The organism is Streptomyces sp. NPDC057438, assembly GCF_042802995.1.
In the GTDB taxonomy this organism is placed as follows: Bacteria; Actinomycetota; Actinomycetes; order Streptomycetales; family Streptomycetaceae; genus Streptomyces.
Map to the genome: position 1 here is coordinate 24,846 of NZ_JBHVDD010000050.1, position 15,964 is coordinate 40,809.

General features: G+C 71.5%; 13 protein-coding genes. 9 read left to right on the plus strand and 4 right to left on the minus strand.

The annotated features are described in order from the left end of the window. Positions 1 to 107 precede the first annotated feature (107 nt). Together ACFU5F_RS25140 and ACFU5F_RS25145 are read right to left on the minus strand one after the other, a co-directional pair. Positions 108 to 245 (minus strand): hypothetical protein, encoded by a 138-nt coding sequence (locus ACFU5F_RS25140; protein ID WP_162934351.1) that lies wholly within the window; start codon positions 243 to 245, stop codon positions 108 to 110. Continuing rightward, the gene (locus ACFU5F_RS25145) at positions 211 to 1,545 is read right to left on the minus strand and encodes an OFA family MFS transporter (RefSeq protein ID WP_383891335.1); all 1,335 of its coding nucleotides are present in this window, start codon (positions 1,543 to 1,545) and stop codon (positions 211 to 213) included. Before ACFU5F_RS25145 ends, ACFU5F_RS25140 begins: the two co-directional genes overlap by 35 nt. Positions 1,546 to 1,819: 274 nt before the next feature. Between ACFU5F_RS25145 and ACFU5F_RS25150 the strand changes: the two genes are divergently transcribed. From ACFU5F_RS25150 to ACFU5F_RS25175, 6 genes are all read left to right on the plus strand, one after another. Further along, entirely contained in the window at positions 1,820 to 2,791 is a 972-nt protein-coding gene (locus ACFU5F_RS25150; RefSeq protein WP_383891338.1) for a 2-dehydropantoate 2-reductase, read from the plus strand. A 10-nt stretch (positions 2,792 to 2,801) separates the two neighbouring features. Then, positions 2,802 to 4,727: a molybdopterin oxidoreductase family protein gene (locus ACFU5F_RS25155; RefSeq protein ID WP_383891341.1), complete on the plus strand. Its 1,926-nt coding sequence runs from the start codon at positions 2,802 to 2,804 to the stop codon at positions 4,725 to 4,727. 6 nt (positions 4,728 to 4,733) lie between these two features. Then, a complete protein-coding gene (locus ACFU5F_RS25160; protein ID WP_383891343.1) occupies positions 4,734 to 6,566 on the plus strand; it encodes an NADH-ubiquinone oxidoreductase-F iron-sulfur binding region domain-containing protein in 1,833 nt (610 codons plus the stop codon). Continuing rightward, positions 6,563 to 7,423, plus strand: coding sequence for a 2Fe-2S iron-sulfur cluster-binding protein (locus ACFU5F_RS25165; RefSeq protein WP_383891346.1), 861 nt, complete (start codon positions 6,563 to 6,565; stop codon positions 7,421 to 7,423). Before ACFU5F_RS25160 ends, ACFU5F_RS25165 begins: the two co-directional genes overlap by 4 nt. Positions 7,424 to 7,431: 8 nt before the next feature. Then, a complete protein-coding gene (gene fdhD / locus ACFU5F_RS25170; protein WP_383891349.1) occupies positions 7,432 to 8,295 on the plus strand; it encodes a formate dehydrogenase accessory sulfurtransferase FdhD in 864 nt (287 codons plus the stop codon). A 153-nt stretch (positions 8,296 to 8,448) separates the two neighbouring features. Next, the gene (locus ACFU5F_RS25175; RefSeq protein ID WP_383891352.1) at positions 8,449 to 9,684 is read left to right on the plus strand and encodes a hypothetical protein; all 1,236 of its coding nucleotides are present in this window, start codon (positions 8,449 to 8,451) and stop codon (positions 9,682 to 9,684) included. Here ACFU5F_RS25175 and ACFU5F_RS25180 read toward each other — a convergent pair. Beyond that, a complete protein-coding gene (locus tag ACFU5F_RS25180; RefSeq protein ID WP_383891355.1) occupies positions 9,623 to 10,666 on the minus strand; it encodes a bile acid:sodium symporter family protein in 1,044 nt (347 codons plus the stop codon). The two genes, ACFU5F_RS25175 and ACFU5F_RS25180, sit on opposite strands and share 62 nt — an antisense overlap. A 141-nt stretch (positions 10,667 to 10,807) precedes the next feature. Here ACFU5F_RS25180 and ACFU5F_RS25185 point away from each other — a divergent pair, with 141 nt between their 5' ends. Together ACFU5F_RS25185 and ACFU5F_RS25190 are read left to right on the plus strand one after the other, a co-directional pair. Then, positions 10,808 to 11,683 carry a LysR substrate-binding domain-containing protein gene (locus ACFU5F_RS25185; protein WP_383891415.1) on the plus strand — a complete coding sequence of 292 codons (876 nt, stop codon included), beginning with the start codon at positions 10,808 to 10,810 and terminating at the stop codon, positions 11,681 to 11,683. Between the two features lie 472 nt (positions 11,684 to 12,155). After that, positions 12,156 to 13,982 carry an AMP-dependent synthetase/ligase gene (locus ACFU5F_RS25190; protein WP_383891358.1) on the plus strand — a complete coding sequence of 609 codons (1,827 nt, stop codon included), beginning with the start codon at positions 12,156 to 12,158 and terminating at the stop codon, positions 13,980 to 13,982. Positions 13,983 to 14,018: 36 nt separating this feature from the next. Here ACFU5F_RS25190 and ACFU5F_RS25195 read toward each other — a convergent pair whose 3' ends face one another. After that, positions 14,019 to 14,795: a Tat pathway signal sequence domain protein gene (locus tag ACFU5F_RS25195; RefSeq protein WP_383891361.1), complete on the minus strand. Its 777-nt coding sequence runs from the start codon at positions 14,793 to 14,795 to the stop codon at positions 14,019 to 14,021. 231 nt (positions 14,796 to 15,026) lie between these two features. Here ACFU5F_RS25195 and ACFU5F_RS25200 point away from each other — a divergent pair, with 231 nt between their 5' ends. Further along, complete coding sequence (locus tag ACFU5F_RS25200) at positions 15,027 to 15,863, plus strand: aldo/keto reductase (protein ID WP_383891364.1); 837 nt, start codon at positions 15,027 to 15,029, stop codon at positions 15,861 to 15,863. Positions 15,864 to 15,964 lie beyond the last annotated feature (101 nt).

Here is a 15,964-nt window from a genome sequence, read left to right on the forward strand (position 1 = left end):
CGTGCTGGGGGGGGGGCGGGCGGGCGGCGCGGGGGGCGGCGCGCCCGCGGCCGGGGCCCCCCCGGGGCGCCCCCCCCCGCGCCCCGCCCCCCCCACGGCCGGAGTGCTCACCCGGTGAACAGTTGCGTGGCCTTGCGCACCAGTTCGTACAGTCCGTAGGCGAGGGGTACGCCCACCCACACCCAGGCGAAGGCGATCAGGGGGCGGCGGTCAGGCGGATTCGGACTGGCGTCGCTGGACTCCATCGGTGGCCTCCCTCGGGGCGGGGACGTGGAAGCGGGGGTTGACGGGGCGGACCAGCTCGTTGGCGACGAAGCCGATCACGAGCAGTCCGATCATGATGAAGAAGGACGTGCCGTACAGGTCGGGGCCTGACTTGCCCGCCTCCTCCTGCCGGTCCGCGATCCAGTTGACGATCAGCGGTCCGAGGACGCCGGCCGTGGACCAGGCGGTGAGCAGCCGGCCGTGGATGGCGCCGACCTGGTAGGTGCCGAACAGATCCTTCAGATAGGCCGGGACCGTGGCGAAACCACCGCCGTAGAAGGACAGGATGACCAGGGCACAGACGATGAACAGCGGCTTGGAGGAGTCGCCGAACTGGGCGATCAGCAGGTACATCAGCGCGCCGACGCCCAGGTAGACGCGGTAGATGTTCTTGCGTCCGATCAGGTCGGACGTGGACGACCAGACGATCCGGCCGGTCATGTTGGCCGCGGAGAGCAGTGCGACGAAGCCGGCGGCGGCGGTGACGGTGACCGGGGTGGAGGAGTCGGCGAAGAAGTCCGTGATCATCGGGGCGGCCTTCTCCAGGATGCCGATGCCCGCGGACACGTTCATGCAGAGGATGACCCACAGGCACCAGAACTGCGGGGTGCGGATGGCGTCGCGGGCCGAGACCTGGGGGCCGTCCAGCACGCTCGGTCCCGCCTCGACCGGCTTCTCGGTGCGCGGTACCCGTACGAGCAGCACGCCGAGCAGCATGAACACGGCGTACGCCAGGCCGTGCACCAGGAAGGCCAGGGCGATGCCGGAGGAGTCGGAGCCGAAGGACTCCAGCATCTGGGCGGACCACGGCGAGGCGATGAGCGCGCCGCCGCCGAAGCCCATGATCGCGATGCCGGTGGCCATGCCGGGCCGGTCGGGGAACCACTTGATCAGGGTGGAGACGGGCGAGATGTAGCCGATGCCGAGACCTATGCCGCCGACGAAGCCGTAGCCGAGGACGATCAGCCAGTACTGCTCGGTGGCCGCGCCGAGCGAGGCGATCAGGAAGCCGGAGGAGAAGCAGATCAGCGCCACCGTCATCGCCCAGCGCGGCCCGTTGCGCTCGACGAGGGTGCCGCCGAACGCGGCGGACAGGCCCAGCATGACGATGCCGAGCTGGAAGGGCAGGGCGCTCTGGGTGCCGCTGAGGCCGAGCGCGGATTCGAGTGGGGGCTTGAAGACGCTCCAGGCGTAGGCCTGCCCGATGGAGAGGTGAACGGAGAGCGCGGCCGGGGGGACGAGCCAGCGGCTCCAGCCCGGAGGTGCGACGGGGGGACTCATGATCCCGGACGGTAGGGAGCGGCGAGGGGGGTTGAACAGGCGGCGCGGCGACCGTATGCGGTGAGCGGTATGCACGGCGCGCCGAACGGTCGTTCCTCGGCCACGCCGCAGGTCCGCGTACCGGCCACCTTCATGTCCGGGTAATGGCTTGCCCGGTCGCTGCGGGAACCCTTGCCGCCTCAAGTTCCATACTGTAGACAATATTTCGTCGACACAGTTCGTCACCCGTGCTCCATCTCCGCGGTATCCCTCGACCGAACGGAGCTCCCTCACCATGAAAGTCGCAGTTCTCGGCGCCGGTGCGATCGGCGCCTACGTCGGCGCCGCGCTCCACCGCGCCGGCGCGGACACGCATCTCGTCGCCCGTGGACCGCACCTCGCGGCCATGAGGCGGGACGGGGTGCGCGTGCTCAGCTCGCGCGGGGACTTCACCGCCCGCGCCCACGCCACCGACGACCCGGCCGAGATCGGCCCGGTCGACTTCGTGTTCCTGGGCCTGAAGGCCAACTCGTACGCGGCGTGCGGGCCGCTGATCGAGCCCCTGTTGCACAGCACCACGGCGGTGATCGCCGCCCAGAACGGCATCCCCTGGTGGTACTTCCACCGGCACGGCGGCCCGCACGACGGCCGGCGTGTCGAGAGCGTCGACCCGGGCGGCGCGGTCAGCGCGGTGCTCGCGCCCGAACGGGCCGTCGGCTGTGTCGTCTACGCGGCGACCGAGCTCGAAGGCCCGGGTGTCGTACGGCATCTGGAAGGCACCCGGTTCTCCATCGGCGAGCCGGACCGCACGGTCTCGGCGCGCTGCCGGGCGTTCGGCGAGGCCATGGTCGCCGGTGGCCTGAAGTGTCCGGTGGAACCCGACCTCCGGGGCGACATCTGGATCAAGCTGCTCGGCAACATCTCCTTCAACCCGATCAGCGCCCTGGCCAGGGCGACCATGCGGCAGATGTGTCTGCACGGCGGCACCCGCAAGGTCATCGAGACGATGATGGCCGAGACGATGTCCGTCGCCCGCGCCCTGGGCTGCGAGGTCGGTGTCTCCGTCGAACGGCGGATGGCCGGGGCCGAACGCGTCGGCGACCACCGCACCTCCACGCTCCAGGACCTGGAGCGCGGCAAGCCGCTGGAACTCGACGTCCTGCTGGCCGCCGTCGTCGAGCTGGCGGACATCACGGGTGTCGAGGTGCCCACCCTGCGCACCGTCCACGCCATCTCGGACCTGCTCGCGCTGAGGAGCGCGGCATGAGGAGCGCCGTATGAGGAAACGAGACCGGACCCCGAAGACCTACACCCGGCTCACCCATCCACTCGTCCGCGACTCCCGCGACGAGCCCTTCCGGCGCGCGAGTTGGGAGGAGGCACTGGACCGCGCCGCGCGGGGCATCGCCCGCAACCGCGACGCGTTCGGTCTGTTCTCCTGCGCCCGCGCCACGAACGAGATGAACTACGTGGCGCAGAAGTTCGCCCGCGTGGTCATGGGCACAAACAACGTCGACTCGTGCAACCGCACCTGCCACGCGCCGAGCGTCGCCGGCCTCTCGGCGGCCTTCGGTTCCGGCGGGGGCACCTCCTCGTACGAGGAGATCGAGCACACCGACGTCATCGTGATGTGGGGTTCCAACGCCCGCTTCGCGCACCCGATCTTCTTCCAGCACGTGCTGAAGGGCATCCACAACGGCGCCCGGATGTACGCCGTGGACCCGAGGCGGACCTCCACCGCCGAGTGGGCGGAGAGCTGGATGGGGCTCAACGTCGGCACCGACATCCCGATGGCCCACGCGATCGGCCGGGAGATCATCCACGCCGGGCTCGCCAACGAGGCGTTCATCGAGCGCGCGACCAGCGGCTTCGAGGAGTACAGGGCGCTGGTCGAACCGTGGACGCTGTCGCTGGCCGAGAAGGTGACGGGCGTACCGGCCGCCGCCATAAGGGAGTTGGCGCACGCGTACGCCCGGGCCGAACGGGCCCAGCTGTGCTGGACGCTCGGCATCACCGAGCACCACAACGGCACGGACAACGTTCGCGCGCTGATCAACCTGTCGCTGCTGACCGGCCACGTGGGCCGCTACGCGTCGGGCCTGCAGCCCCTGCGCGGTCAGAACAACGTGCAGGGCGGCGGCGACATGGGTGCCATCCCCAACCGGCTGCCCGGCTTCCAGGACATCCTCGACCCCGCGACCCGGCTGAAGTTCGAGTCGGCGTGGGACACCGTCATCCAGCCGCACTACGGGCTGAACCTGACGGAGATGTTCGAGGCCATGGAGGAGGGCTCGCTGAAGGCCGTGTACTGCATCGGGGAGAACCCGGCGCAGTCGGAGGCCGACAGCGAGCAGGCCGTACGACGCCTGGGACAGCTGGACTTCCTCGTCGTCCAGGACATCTTCCTGACGAAGACGGCCCAGCTGGCGGACATCGTGCTGCCCGCGACCGCCGGGTGGGCCGAGACCGACGGCACCACCACCAACAGCGAGCGGCGCGTCCAGCGGGTACGCCGTGCCGTCACCCCGCCCGGTGAGGCCCGTGAGGACATCGACATCATCTGCGACCTCGCCTCCCGGCTCGGGCACGACTGGAAGTACGCCGACGCGGAGGCCGTCTGGAACGAGCTGCGGTCGGTGTCGCCGGACCACCACGGGATGACGTACGACCGGCTGGCGGAGCACCAGGGCATCCAGTGGCCCTGCCCGGACACGGACGGGCTCGAACCGCCCTATCTGCACGGGCGGTTGTGGGACCCGGACCCGGCGGGGCGCGGCAGGCCGGCGCCCTTCGGGATCGTCCAGCACGATCCGCCCGTGGATCTGACGGACGAGCGTTTTCCGATCCGGCTCACCACCGGGCGACGGCTGGACTCGTACAACACCGGTGTGCAGAGCGGTGGTTACGCCTCGCCGCTGCGGCGCGGGGAGTACATCGAGCTGTGCCCGGAGGACGCCGAACGCTACGGGGTCGCGGTCGGCGAGGAGGTCCAGGTGTCCTCGCGGCGCGGATCGGTGGTGGCACCGGTGTGGATCGACCTCGCCCTGCGGCCCGGTCTCGCCTTCATGACCATGCACTTCCCCGACGAGGTGGACACCAACCAGCTGACGATCGAGGCCAACTGCCCGATCGCGGGGACGGCGGAGTTCAAGGCGTCGGCGATCCGGATCGAGAAGCTGCCCGTCGCGACCATCGTGAGGTGATGTCAAGTGGACCTGCACTTCGGTGACAGCAAGCCCACGGACGAGGAGAGGGCGGCGGTCGACGCGTTGCTCGGGCCGCCGGAATCCTCCTGGGAGGGTGCGGCCCGCGACGAGATGACGGCCGGCGATCTGCGGTGGGCGCGCGGCGGCCGGGAGGCCCGGGACCGCCGAGACCTGCTGTTGCCGGGGCTGCACGCCCTCAACGACCGGGTCGGCTGGATCAGCGAGGGCGCGCTGGACTACCTCTGCCGGCGGCTGACCGTGCCGCCGGCGGAGGCGTACGGCGTGGCCACCTTCTACGCGATGTTCTCGGTCCGGCCGCGTCCCGCGACCGTGCTGCACGTCTGCACGGACCTGGCGTGCGCGGCCGCCGGGGCCGCCGACCTGTGCGCCGGGATCGAGGCCCACCTCGGCCCCGGCAGCGGGGTGAGCGTGCAGCGCGGCCCGTGCCTCGGGCTGTGCGAGCGGGCCCCTGCGGCGCTCGCGATCAGGGCGGGGGACCCGGTGCGTACGGCGGTGGCGGCGCCCGCGACCGTCGAGTCGGCCGTGCTCGCGGCGAGCGCGCCCGACTCGGCGGACGAGGAACCCCCGGCCGTCATGGCGGTGCCCCAGGCCGGGGACCCGTCCCTGACCCTGCTGAGCCGGGTCGGCGTCGTCGATCCTTCCTCCCTCGACGACTACCGCGCCCACGGCGGCTACTCCGCGCTGCGCCGGGCCTTCGCGCTGGGCCCCGCGGGGGTCATCCGGGAGGTCACCGACTCGGGCCTGGTCGGGCGCGGCGGCGCCGCCTTCCCCACCGGCCGGAAATGGCAGGCCACGGCGTCGCAGCCCGACCGCCCCCACTACCTCGTCTGCAACGCGGACGAGTCCGAGCCGGGTACCTTCAAGGACCGCGTGCTCATGGAGGGTGACCCGTTCTCCCTGGTCGAGGCGATGACGATCGCCGGGTACGCGACCGGTGCGCACCGGGGTCATCTGTATCTGCGGGGCGAGTACCCGCGGGCCCTGCGGCGGCTGGAGAACGCGATCGCCCAGGCCCGCGCCCGGGGGCTGCTCGGCGACGACGTCCTCGGGCAGGGCTACGCCTTCGACATCGAGATCCGCCGGGGCGCGGGCGCCTACATCTGCGGCGAGGAGACGGCTCTGTTCAACTCCATCGAGGGCTACCGGGGCGAGCCCCGCTCGAAGCCGCCGTTCCCGGTGGAGAAGGGCCTGTTCGGCAAGCCGACGGTGGAGAACAACGTCGAGACGCTCGTCAACGTGCTGCCGATCCTCACCCTGGGCGCCCCGGCGTACGCGGCGATCGGCACCGGCCGCTCCACCGGTCCCAAGCTGTTCTGCGTCTCGGGCAGCGTCGACCGGCCCGGCATCTACGAACTGCCGTTCGGGGCCACCCTCGGCGACCTGCTCACGCTCGCCGGGGTGCGGGACCGGCTGCGGGCCGTCCTCCTCGGCGGCGCCGCCGGCGGTTTCGTACGGCCCGACGAGCTGGACATCCCGCTCACCTTCGAGGGGACGCGGGAGGCCGGCACGACACTCGGCTCGGGGGTCGTGATGGCCTTCGACGACACCGTCCCGCTGCCCCGGCTGCTGCTGCGGATCGCGGAGTTCTTCCGCGACGAGTCCTGCGGGCAGTGCGTGCCCTGCCGGGTCGGGACCGTACGGCAGGAGGAGGCGCTGCACCGGATCGCCGAGCGGACCGGCGCGGCGGCGGCCGGTGACATCGCCCTGCTCAGGGAGGTCGGCCGCGCGATGCGGGACGCCTCCATCTGCGGTCTCGGGCAGACCGCGTGGAACGCCGTGGAATCCGCGATCGACCGCTTGGGGGCGTACGAATGACCGTGATCCCGCTGGGAGTGCCGCGTCGTCTGCTGGAGTTCACCCTCGACGGTGAGCCGGTGCGGGCGCCCGAGGGCTCGACGATCCTCGACGCCTGCCGGGCCGCGGGCAAGGACGTGCCCACCCTCTGCGAGGGCGACACGCTCGCCCCGAAGAACGCCTGCCGGGTCTGTGTCGTCGAGGTCGAGGGGGCCAGGACCCTCGTGCCGGCCTGCTCCCGCAAGGCCGAGCCCGGTATGGAGGTGCGCACGGACACCGAGCGCGCCCGGCACAGCCGCAAGATCGTCCTCGAACTGCTCGCCTCCTCGGTCGACCTCTCGACGACCCCCGAGGTCGCCGGGTGGCTCAAGGAGTACGAGGCGAAGCCGGACCGCTTCGGCCCGGACGCCGCCCGGCTGAACGAGGAGCCGAGGGTCGACAACGAGCTGTACGTGCGGGACTACGACAAATGCATCCTGTGTTACAAGTGCGTGGACGCCTGCGGGAGCCAGTGGCAGAACTCGTTCGCGATCTCCGTCGTCGGGCGCGGCTTCGACGCGCGGATCGCGGTCGAGCACGACGGCCCCCTGACCGATTCGGCCTGTGTGTACTGCGGGAACTGCGTGGAGGTGTGCCCGACGGGCGCGCTGTCCTTCAAGTCGGAGTTCGACATGCGGGCGGCGGGCACCTGGGACGAGTCGGCGCAGACGGAGACGACCACGGTCTGCGCGTACTGCGGTGTGGGCTGCAACCTCACCCTCCATGTGCAGGACAATGAGATCGTGAAGGTCACCTCGCCGCACGACAACCCGGTGACCCACGGCAACCTCTGCATCAAGGGCCGTTTCGGCTACCAGCACGTACAGAACCGGGACTGAGACACGACATGGGACGAGTCACGGAACGACGCAAGGTGATCCGCATCCGGGACGGTGCGGTCTCCACCCGCCCGGACACCCTCGTCGCCGAGGAACCGATGGAGATCCGGCTGAACGGCAAGCCGCTCGCGATCACCATGCGCACCCCGGGGGACGACTTCGCGCTGGCGGCGGGGTTCCTGGTCAGCGAGGGCGTGCTCGCCGAACGGTCGGACCTGCAGAACATCGTCTACTGCGCGGGGGCGGCCGCGGACGGATCCAACACGTACAACGTGGTGGACGTGCGGACCGCTCCCGGGGTCGTCGTCCCCGACATCACCCTCGAACGCAACGTCTACACGACCTCGTCCTGCGGGCTGTGCGGCAAGGCGTCGCTGGACGCCGTGCGGACGACCGCCCGGTGGGCCGTCGACGACACCCACGGGGGCGAGGCTCCCCCGGTCCGGCTCGACCCCGGCCTCCTCGCGGACCTCCCCGACCGGCTCCGCGCGGCGCAGCGGGTCTTCGACCGGACCGGGGGTCTGCACGCGGCGGCCCTGTTCTCCGAGGACGGCGAACTGCTCGACGTACGGGAGGACGTGGGGCGGCACAACGCGGTGGACAAGCTGGTGGGGCGGGCCCTGCAGAGCGGGGCGCTGCCGCTGTCGAGGGCGGTGCTGCTGGTGTCGGGGCGGGCCTCGTTCGAGCTGGCGCAGAAGGCGGTGATGGCGGGGATACCGGTGCTGGCGGCGGTGTCGGCGCCGTCGTCCCTCGCGGTCGACCTGGCGGCGGAGACCGGGCTGACCCTGGTGGGGTTCCTGAGGGGGGCCTCCATGAACGTGTACGCGGGCGAGCACCGGATCGCTCTGCGGGCCGCGGCCGACCGGAGCTGACCGGCGCTCCCGCGACACGGCGGCGGGGCCCCTTGCGGCGGGGAGCGCCCCCTGCGCCCTCGGGGCCCCGCCTTTCGCTCCGCGCGGAACACCGCGGCCGGATCCCGCGACTGCCCATGGACCGGGTGGACGCGGGCAACTAACGTCCCTCCCGTGCCCGACGACGCAGGAGCACGACGGCGGACGGGGGCCGGACCGGTCCTGATCCTGGCCCTGGTCCTGGCCCTCGCGGCCGTGCTGCTCACGGCCCTCCCGGACGACGACCGGGAGGGCGGCGGCGCCTGCACGGCGCGGACGGTCCGGGACTGGGACCCGGACGCGGCCCTGACCGGCGAGTTCACCAGGTACGGCGACGACGCGACCCGTACCGACGACTGGACCGGCGGCGACGGGACCCACTCGGTCCGGCTGCCCGACGGACGGCTGCTGTGGCTGTTCTCGGACACCTATCTGGGGCAGGTGCACCCTCCGCCCAACCCGGCGGGCGAGTCCGTGGCGTGGCGGGACACGGCGACGCCGCTGGTGCGCAACTCGGCCGTGCTGATGTCCCCCGCGGGCCGTCTCGAAGCCACGCTCCCGGCCCCGGTCTTCCCGGACCCCGCCCCGGGCCACTGGCGCTGGCCGGTGGCCGCCCGGGTGGAGCCCCGTTCCCCCGGCTCGGACGAGAAGGTCGTCCGGGTGCTGCTGTGGACGCGTACGACCGGCCGGTCGCCGTGGATCTACGGGGTGCCCACCTCCACCGAGGTCGCCACGCTGTCGCTGCCCGGTCTGCGGCTGGAGGGGATCACGACGGTGCTGGACCAGGCGTCGGTCACCGATCCTGCCCGTCGGGTGCTGTTCGGGACGACCGCCGTCGACGCGGGCGACTGGACGTACGTCTTCGGCGGCACCGACGCCCAGGCCGCCTCCCGGCCGACCTCGCACGCGTACGTCGCCCGGGTGCCGCGCGGCAGGCTCGGGGAGCCGGGGGCCTGGGAGTACTGGGGCGGCGAGCGGTGGGAGGTGCGGGGGCGGCCGGCGGCCGTGCTCGGGAACGGGGCGGACAAGGGGGTGGGCAGCGCCTTCACCGTCGTACGGGACGGGCGTACCTATGTGCTGCTCACCATGGCCGCCGGGACCGCGGGGCTGACGACGGTGACCGCCTACTGGGCCTGCTCCCCCACCGGGCCCTGGCACGGGCCCACCAAGGGGTTCCGTGCGCCACTGCCGGGCGCCGGGGTCGCGGCGTACAACCCGCAGGCGCACCGGGCGGCCGGGGACGGGCGGCTGGTGCTCAGCTACGACGTCAACTGGCTGGACGCCGACGCGGCCGCGGCGCAGCTGAACATCACGCGGAACGTGTCCCTGTACCGACCGCGGTTCGTATCGCTTCGTCTCGCTGCTCCGTGACGGCCGGATCCTCCACCGGGTCCTGGGCGCGGCGTTTGGCGATGACCGCGCAGACCATCAGCTGCATCTGGTGGAACAGCATCAGGGGCAGCACGGCGAGGGAGGCCTCGGGGCCGAACAGGACGCTCGCCATGGGCAGTCCGGAGGCCAGGGACTTCTTGGAGCCGGCGAACTGCAGGGCGATCCGGTCCGCCCGGTCGAAGCGCAGGGCCTTGCCGCCGTACCAGGTGAGCAGCAGCATCACCGCGAGCAGGACGGCCTCCACGCCGAGGAGTCCGGCCAGCCGCAGCGGGCTGACCTGGCTCCAGATCCCGCGGACCATGCCCTCGCTGAAGGCGACGTAGACGACGAGGAGGATCGAGGCCCGGTCGACCAGGCCGAGGACCCGCTTGTGCCGGGTGACGAAGCCACCGATCCAGCGGCGGGCGAGCTGTCCGGCGACGAACGGCACGAGCAGCTGGAGCACGATCTTCAGCACCGAGTCGGCGGAGAACCCGCCGGCTCCGCCGCCGAGCAGAGCGGCCGCCAGCAGCGGGGTGAGGACGATACCGGCGAGGGAGGAGAAGGAGCCGGCGCAGATCGCGGCGGGCACGTTGCCCCGGGCCATCGAGGTGAAGGCGATCGACGACTGGACGGTCGACGGGACGAGGGTGAGGAAGAGCAGCCCGGTGTAGAGGGAGTGGTCCAGGAACACCGGCTCCAGGCCGCGGGCCGCCAGGCCCAGCAGCGGGTAGACGACGAACGTGCAGGCCAGGACGGTGATGTGCAGCCGCCAGTGCTTGAGGCCGTCGAGTGCCTCGCGGGTGGAGAGCCGGGCGCCGTAGAGGAAGAAGAGGAAGGCGATCGCGGCCGTGGACGCGCCCGACGCCACCTCGGCGGCCGCACCGCGCGCCGGGAGGAGCGCCGCGAACCCGACGGTGGCGAGCAGCAGCAGGACATAGGGATCGATCGGCAGCCGGCTCGGCCACTTCAGGCGGTTCACGGTGCTCCACGTGCGTTCGACGAGGGTGGGTCCGGGGCCCGGAAGGCCCCCCTCCATCGTCCTCCCCGGCCCCTTGATCGGGAATCCGTCATACCGCACTGACTGTCATCACGTTTACCGATGACCGGTAGGGTGGCGATCGTGTACGACCCCTCCCAGCTGCGTACCTTCCTCGCCGTGGCGCAGACGCTGAGCTTCACGCAGGCCGCCCGGCGGCTGGGGCTGCGCCAGTCGACGGTCAGCCAGCACGTGCGCCGTCTGGAGGACGCGGCCGGGCGGCAGCTGTTCTCGCGGGACACCCACTCCGTGGAACTGACGGAGGACGGCGAGGCGATGCTGGGGTTCGCCCGGCGGCTGCTGGAGGTGCACGAGCAGGCGACGGCGTTCTTCACCGGCACCCGGCTGCGCGGACGGCTGCGGTTCGGCGCGTCCGAGGACTTCGTGCTCACCCGGCTGCCGGAGATCCTGGAGGCGTTCCGGCACGACCATCCCGAGGTGGATCTGGAGCTGACGGTCGAACTGTCGGGCACGCTGCACGAGCGGCTCGCGGCCGGGCGGCTGGACCTGGTGCTGGCGAAGCGGCGCCCGCAGGATCCGCGCGGCGAACCGGTGTGGACGGACCGGCTCGTGTGGATCGGAGCGGAGCGGCTCCGCGTGGACCCCGACCGCCCGGTCCCGCTGATCGTCTACCCGCCGCCCGGCATCACGCGCGCCCTGGCCCTGGAGGCGCTGGAACGCGAGGGCCGCCCCTGGCGCATCGCCTGCACCAGCGGAAGCCTCAACGGGCTCATCGCCGCCGCCCGAGCGGGCCTCGGCGTGATGGCCCACTCCCGCCGTCTGGTGCCCCCCGGCCTGGTGAGGGTCCCCGAGCGGGCCGGGCTGCCGGAACTCGGCGAGGTCGACTTCGTCCTCGTCCACGGCCGCCGCCCCGGGACGGCGACGAACGCGGCGGAAGCCCTGGCAGCGGCGATCCTCACGGGCGGAGACCGCCTGCACGGCGGGCCACGGAGACTGTGAGAACAGCCCCGGCCGGGGGTCGGCGGGGCGGGGTCCGGCCGGAGGTGGCCGCCTTCGCATCCGGCATCCGACATCCAGGCAAGGACCGTGACGCGTGCCCCGGCGACACCCGGCGGAACGCCCCGACGGCAGCCCGGCCGGAGGCCACGACCGCGCCCCCGCCGGAGTGCCGGTCCGCGCGTCGGGCCCTGCGCGGGGGCGGCCGGCGGACATGAGGGGTCTTCGTGTTCGGTGTGGCCGGTACGTGTCCGGAGGGACACGTACCGTCATGGGCGCGTGCGGGTTCGGTGGAGATTGACCTCGTGGAACTCGCCACGAGGCCGGGCAGTATGCCGGAGTCATCCGCTTCTGGGGACGTTTCCCGGTGTCGGCCCGTGCCATGCGTCCCTATGCGCCCCCTTCACAACCCTCCCGCCGGTTCTCGCGGTGAGGTAGCTTTCACGCGCTGTTCGGAGCGCCACGAGGAGCGGGTTTGCGCGAGTTCACCAACCCCCCGTTGGCGTCGGCGCCGCCGGTGGGCGGCCTGGCCGACGTCGTCTTCGAGCACGCCCAGGAGGACCCGGACCACATCGCGCTCGGCCGCAAGGACGAGCGGGGCGAGTGGCGCGACATGACCTCCGCCGAGTTCCGTGACGAGGTTCTCGCGCTGGCGAAGGGGCTGCTGGCGCAGGGCATCCGGTTCGGCGACCGGGTCGCCATCATGTGCCGCACCCGCTACGAGTGGACCCTGTTCGACTACGCGCTGTGGACCGTCGGCGCCCAGGTCGTCCCGGTCTACCCGACCTCCTCCGCCGAGCAGGTCTTCTGGATGCTCTACGACTCGCAGTGCACGGCGGCCATGGTCGAACACGAGGACCACGCGATGACCATCGCCACGGTCATCGACCGGCTGCCCCAGCTGCGCCGGCTCTGGCAGCTGGACGTCGGCGCGGTGCAGGAGCTGTACGAGTCGGGCGCGCACCTCGACGACGAGGTGGTGCACCGGCACCGTCTCGCGGTCACCCCGGAGTCGATCGCGACGATCATCTACACCTCCGGCACCACGGGCCGCCCCAAGGGCTGTGTCATCTCGCACGCCAACTTCATGGTGGAGGCGGACACGGTCATCGAACGCTGGGCCCCGCTGTTCACCTCCCGCAGGGGCGACGCGGCGGCGACGCTGCTGTTCCTGCCGCTCGCGCACGTCTTCGGGCGGATGGTGCAGGTCGCGGGCATCCGCGGGAAGGTCAAGTTCGGTCATCAGCCGCAGCTCAACGCGGCCGTTCTGCTGCCCGACCTCGCCGCCTTCCAGCCGACCTTCTTCCTCGCGGTTCCGTACATCTTCGAGAAGGTCTTCAACGCGAGCCGGCGCAAGGCCGAGCGCGAGGGGAAGGCCGGGCCGTTCGAGAAGGCGGTCGAGGTCGCCGTGAAGTACGCGGACGCGATGGAGGCGAAGGCCTGGGGCATCGGCCCCGGCCCGTCGGCGGGCCTGCGGATGCAGCACCAGTTCTTCGACAAGGTCGTCTACGCCAAGATCCGGGAGGCGATGGGCGGCCGGATCAAGTACGCGATGTCCGGCGGCTCGGCGATGGACCGGCGGCTCGGACTGTTCTTCGCGGGAGCGGGCGTCCACATCTTCGAGGGGTACGGCCTGACGGAGTGTACGGCGGCCGCGACGGCCAACCCCCCGGAGCGCACCCGGTACGGCACGGTCGGCCAGCCCATCCCGGGCATGAGCGTGCACATCGCGGACGACAGCGAGATCTGGCTGCGCGGGCCCAATGTCTTCCAGGGCTATCTGAACAACCCCAAGGCCACCGACGAGACCCTGCACGACGGCTGGCTCGCCACCGGCGACCTGGGCTCGCTGGACGAGGACGGCTATCTCACCATCACCGGGCGCAAGAAGGAGATCCTGGTGACGTCGGGCGGCAAGAGCGTCTCGCCGGCGATCCTGGAGGAACGGGTGCGCGACCACCCGCTGGTCGCCCAGTGCATCGTCGTCGGCAACGACCGTCCGTACATCGCGGCCCTGGTCACCCTGGACGGGGAGGCGGTCGAGCACTGGCTGCAGATGCGCGGCAAGCCGGCGCTGCCGGCGGCCGAGCTGGTGCGCGACCCGGAGCTGGAGACCGAGGTGCGACGGGCGGTGGTCGCCGCCAACACCTTGGTCTCACAGGCCGAGTCGATCCGTACGTTCCGTATCCTCGCGCACCAGTTCACCGAGGAGCACGGACTGCTGACGCCGTCGCTGAAGCTGAAGCGCAGGGCGATCGAGAAGGCGTACGCGAAGGAGGTGGAGGCGCTGTACCGGGCGTGACACCGCCCCGGCCGGCCCTGCCTCCCCCTTTCCCGGTCAGACCAGTTGGTAGCCCTTCATGTTCCGCAGCAGCAGGTGGCAGTTCCGCAGGGAGCCCGAGGTGTCTTTGAGGGAGCGGTAGATGCCCCACTTGGGGCGCAGGCGGTCGGCGAGGAAGGTGTCCACGCCGGAGCGGGAGACGTCGATCAGGGTGGCCGGGCCCTTCCTGAGGATCCAGCGCACCGAACCGGCCGAGTCGTTGCCGATCCTGACCTGGAAATCGACGTCGACCCAGGAGTCGTGCAGGGGCGCCAGGGCGGTGCGGCCGACGAGGATGCCGTCGATCGGCAGCGTCAGCTCGATGGTCTGTGTTCCGTCGACCCGCCGCAGGGACTGCACCACCAGTGGCGAGGTGCCGGCGCCGGGCTGCTTCATCTGCATGATGTGCGTGAAGCTGGTGGTCGCCCGCAGCGAAGCCGGAATGTACATCCCGTAGGTGACGCGCCAGGTCTGGCCCTCGGTCCAGCGCAGGAAGCCGCCGCCCGTGCGCAGGCCGGTGACCTCGTGACGCTGGCGGTCGGTGGCGGTGTCCCGGTCGACGGTGTGCATGTCGAAGCGCCAGGTGTCGCCGACGGCGCGGATGTGCGGCGAGGCGGAGGCGTGCGAGCCGGCGCGGTCGTCCTCCAGGGTCTCGAAGGCGCGCAGTCCGTCGGCGCTCGCCGAGGGGGACCACCTCAACTGCCAGGAGGCGGCGTGCGCGGCGGGGGCGGACAGCCCGGCCGCGGCGGCACCGCCGAGCGCGGCGCCGAGGACGTTCCTTCGCGTGGGGGTCATGAGCCATCCATTCGCGTATGTGACCATCAATCAGCGGCGCGCGCTGCGGCAGTGACAGAGTCTCCTCATGACCGTGTTCGGTCAATGGTCCAGACCGATACGCTTGAACCACCGGATCCATTTCCGGCCGATCTGCGATTCGGAGCGCGAGGGGTCCGCTCAGGAATGCATCGCGCTCCGTGATCGTTGACGATGGGAAGTACCACCCGACGACCTAAGGATCGAGAGCTCGTGAGCAGCAAGGTCCCCCCGATCATCCTGAACAACGGCGTCGAGATGCCCCAGCTGGGCTTCGGCGTGTGGCAGGTGCCGGACGACGAGGCCGAGCAGGCGGTCACCACCGCGCTGGAGGCCGGCTACCGCAGCATCGACACCGCCGCCATCTACGGCAACGAAGAGGGCACCGGCAAGGCCATCGCCTCGGCCGACGTGCCCCGCGAGGATCTCTTCGTCACCACCAAGCTCTGGAACAGCGACCAGGGCTACGACTCCACCCTCCGCGCCTTCGACACGTCCCTGGCCAAGCTCGGCCTGGAGTACGTGGATCTGTATCTGATCCACTGGCCGATGCCCGCCCGGGGCAGGGCCGTGGACACCTTCAAGGCGTTCGAGAAGATCTACGCGGACGGCCGCGCGAAGGCCATCGGTGTCTCCAACTTCCTTCCGGAGCACCTGGAGACGCTGATCGAGGCCACGAGCGTCATCCCGGCGGTCAACCAGATCGAGCTGCACCCGCACCTCCAGCAGCGCGCGGCCCGTGAGTACCACGCGGAGCAGGGCATCGCCACCGAGGCCTGGTCGCCGCTCGGCCAGGGCAAGGGGCTCCTGGAGGTCCCGGCGCTCATCGCGATCGCGCAGAAGCACGGCCGCACCCCCGCCCAGGTGGTCCTGCGCTGGCACCTCCAGCTGGGCAACGTGGTCATCCCCAAGTCGGTGACCCCGTCCCGCATCAAGGAGAACATCGAGGTCTTCGACTTCTCCCTGGACGCGGAGGACATCGCCGCGATCAGCGCGCTGAACGAGGACCGGCGCATCGGTCCGGACCCGGCGACGTTCGACCAGGCCTGAGACCGGGCCCCGCCCCGCGCCTGCCCGGCGCGCCGGGAGCACGGGGACGGCTGACCGCCCGTCGGACCTCGTCCGGCGGGCGGTCCGGCGTGCCGGCGCCG

Excerpts from the sequence above, each read along its gene's own strand:
- ACFU5F_RS25145 (WP_383891335.1), bottom strand. The coding sequence starts at position 1,545 with ATGAGTCCCCCCGTCGCACCTCCGGGCTGGAGCCGCTGGCTCGTCCCC.
- ACFU5F_RS25155 (WP_383891341.1), top strand. The coding sequence starts at position 2,802 with ATGAGGAAACGAGACCGGACCCCGAAGACCTACACCCGGCTCACCCAT.
- fdhD (WP_383891349.1), top strand. The coding sequence starts at position 7,432 with ATGGGACGAGTCACGGAACGACGCAAGGTGATCCGCATCCGGGACGGT.
- ACFU5F_RS25195 (WP_383891361.1), bottom strand. The coding sequence starts at position 14,795 with ATGACCCCCACGCGAAGGAACGTCCTCGGCGCCGCGCTCGGCGGTGCC.
- ACFU5F_RS25150 (WP_383891338.1), top strand. The coding sequence starts at position 1,820 with ATGAAAGTCGCAGTTCTCGGCGCCGGTGCGATCGGCGCCTACGTCGGC.
- ACFU5F_RS25165 (WP_383891346.1), top strand. The coding sequence starts at position 6,563 with ATGACCGTGATCCCGCTGGGAGTGCCGCGTCGTCTGCTGGAGTTCACC.
- ACFU5F_RS25140 (WP_162934351.1), bottom strand. The coding sequence starts at position 245 with ATGGAGTCCAGCGACGCCAGTCCGAATCCGCCTGACCGCCGCCCCCTG.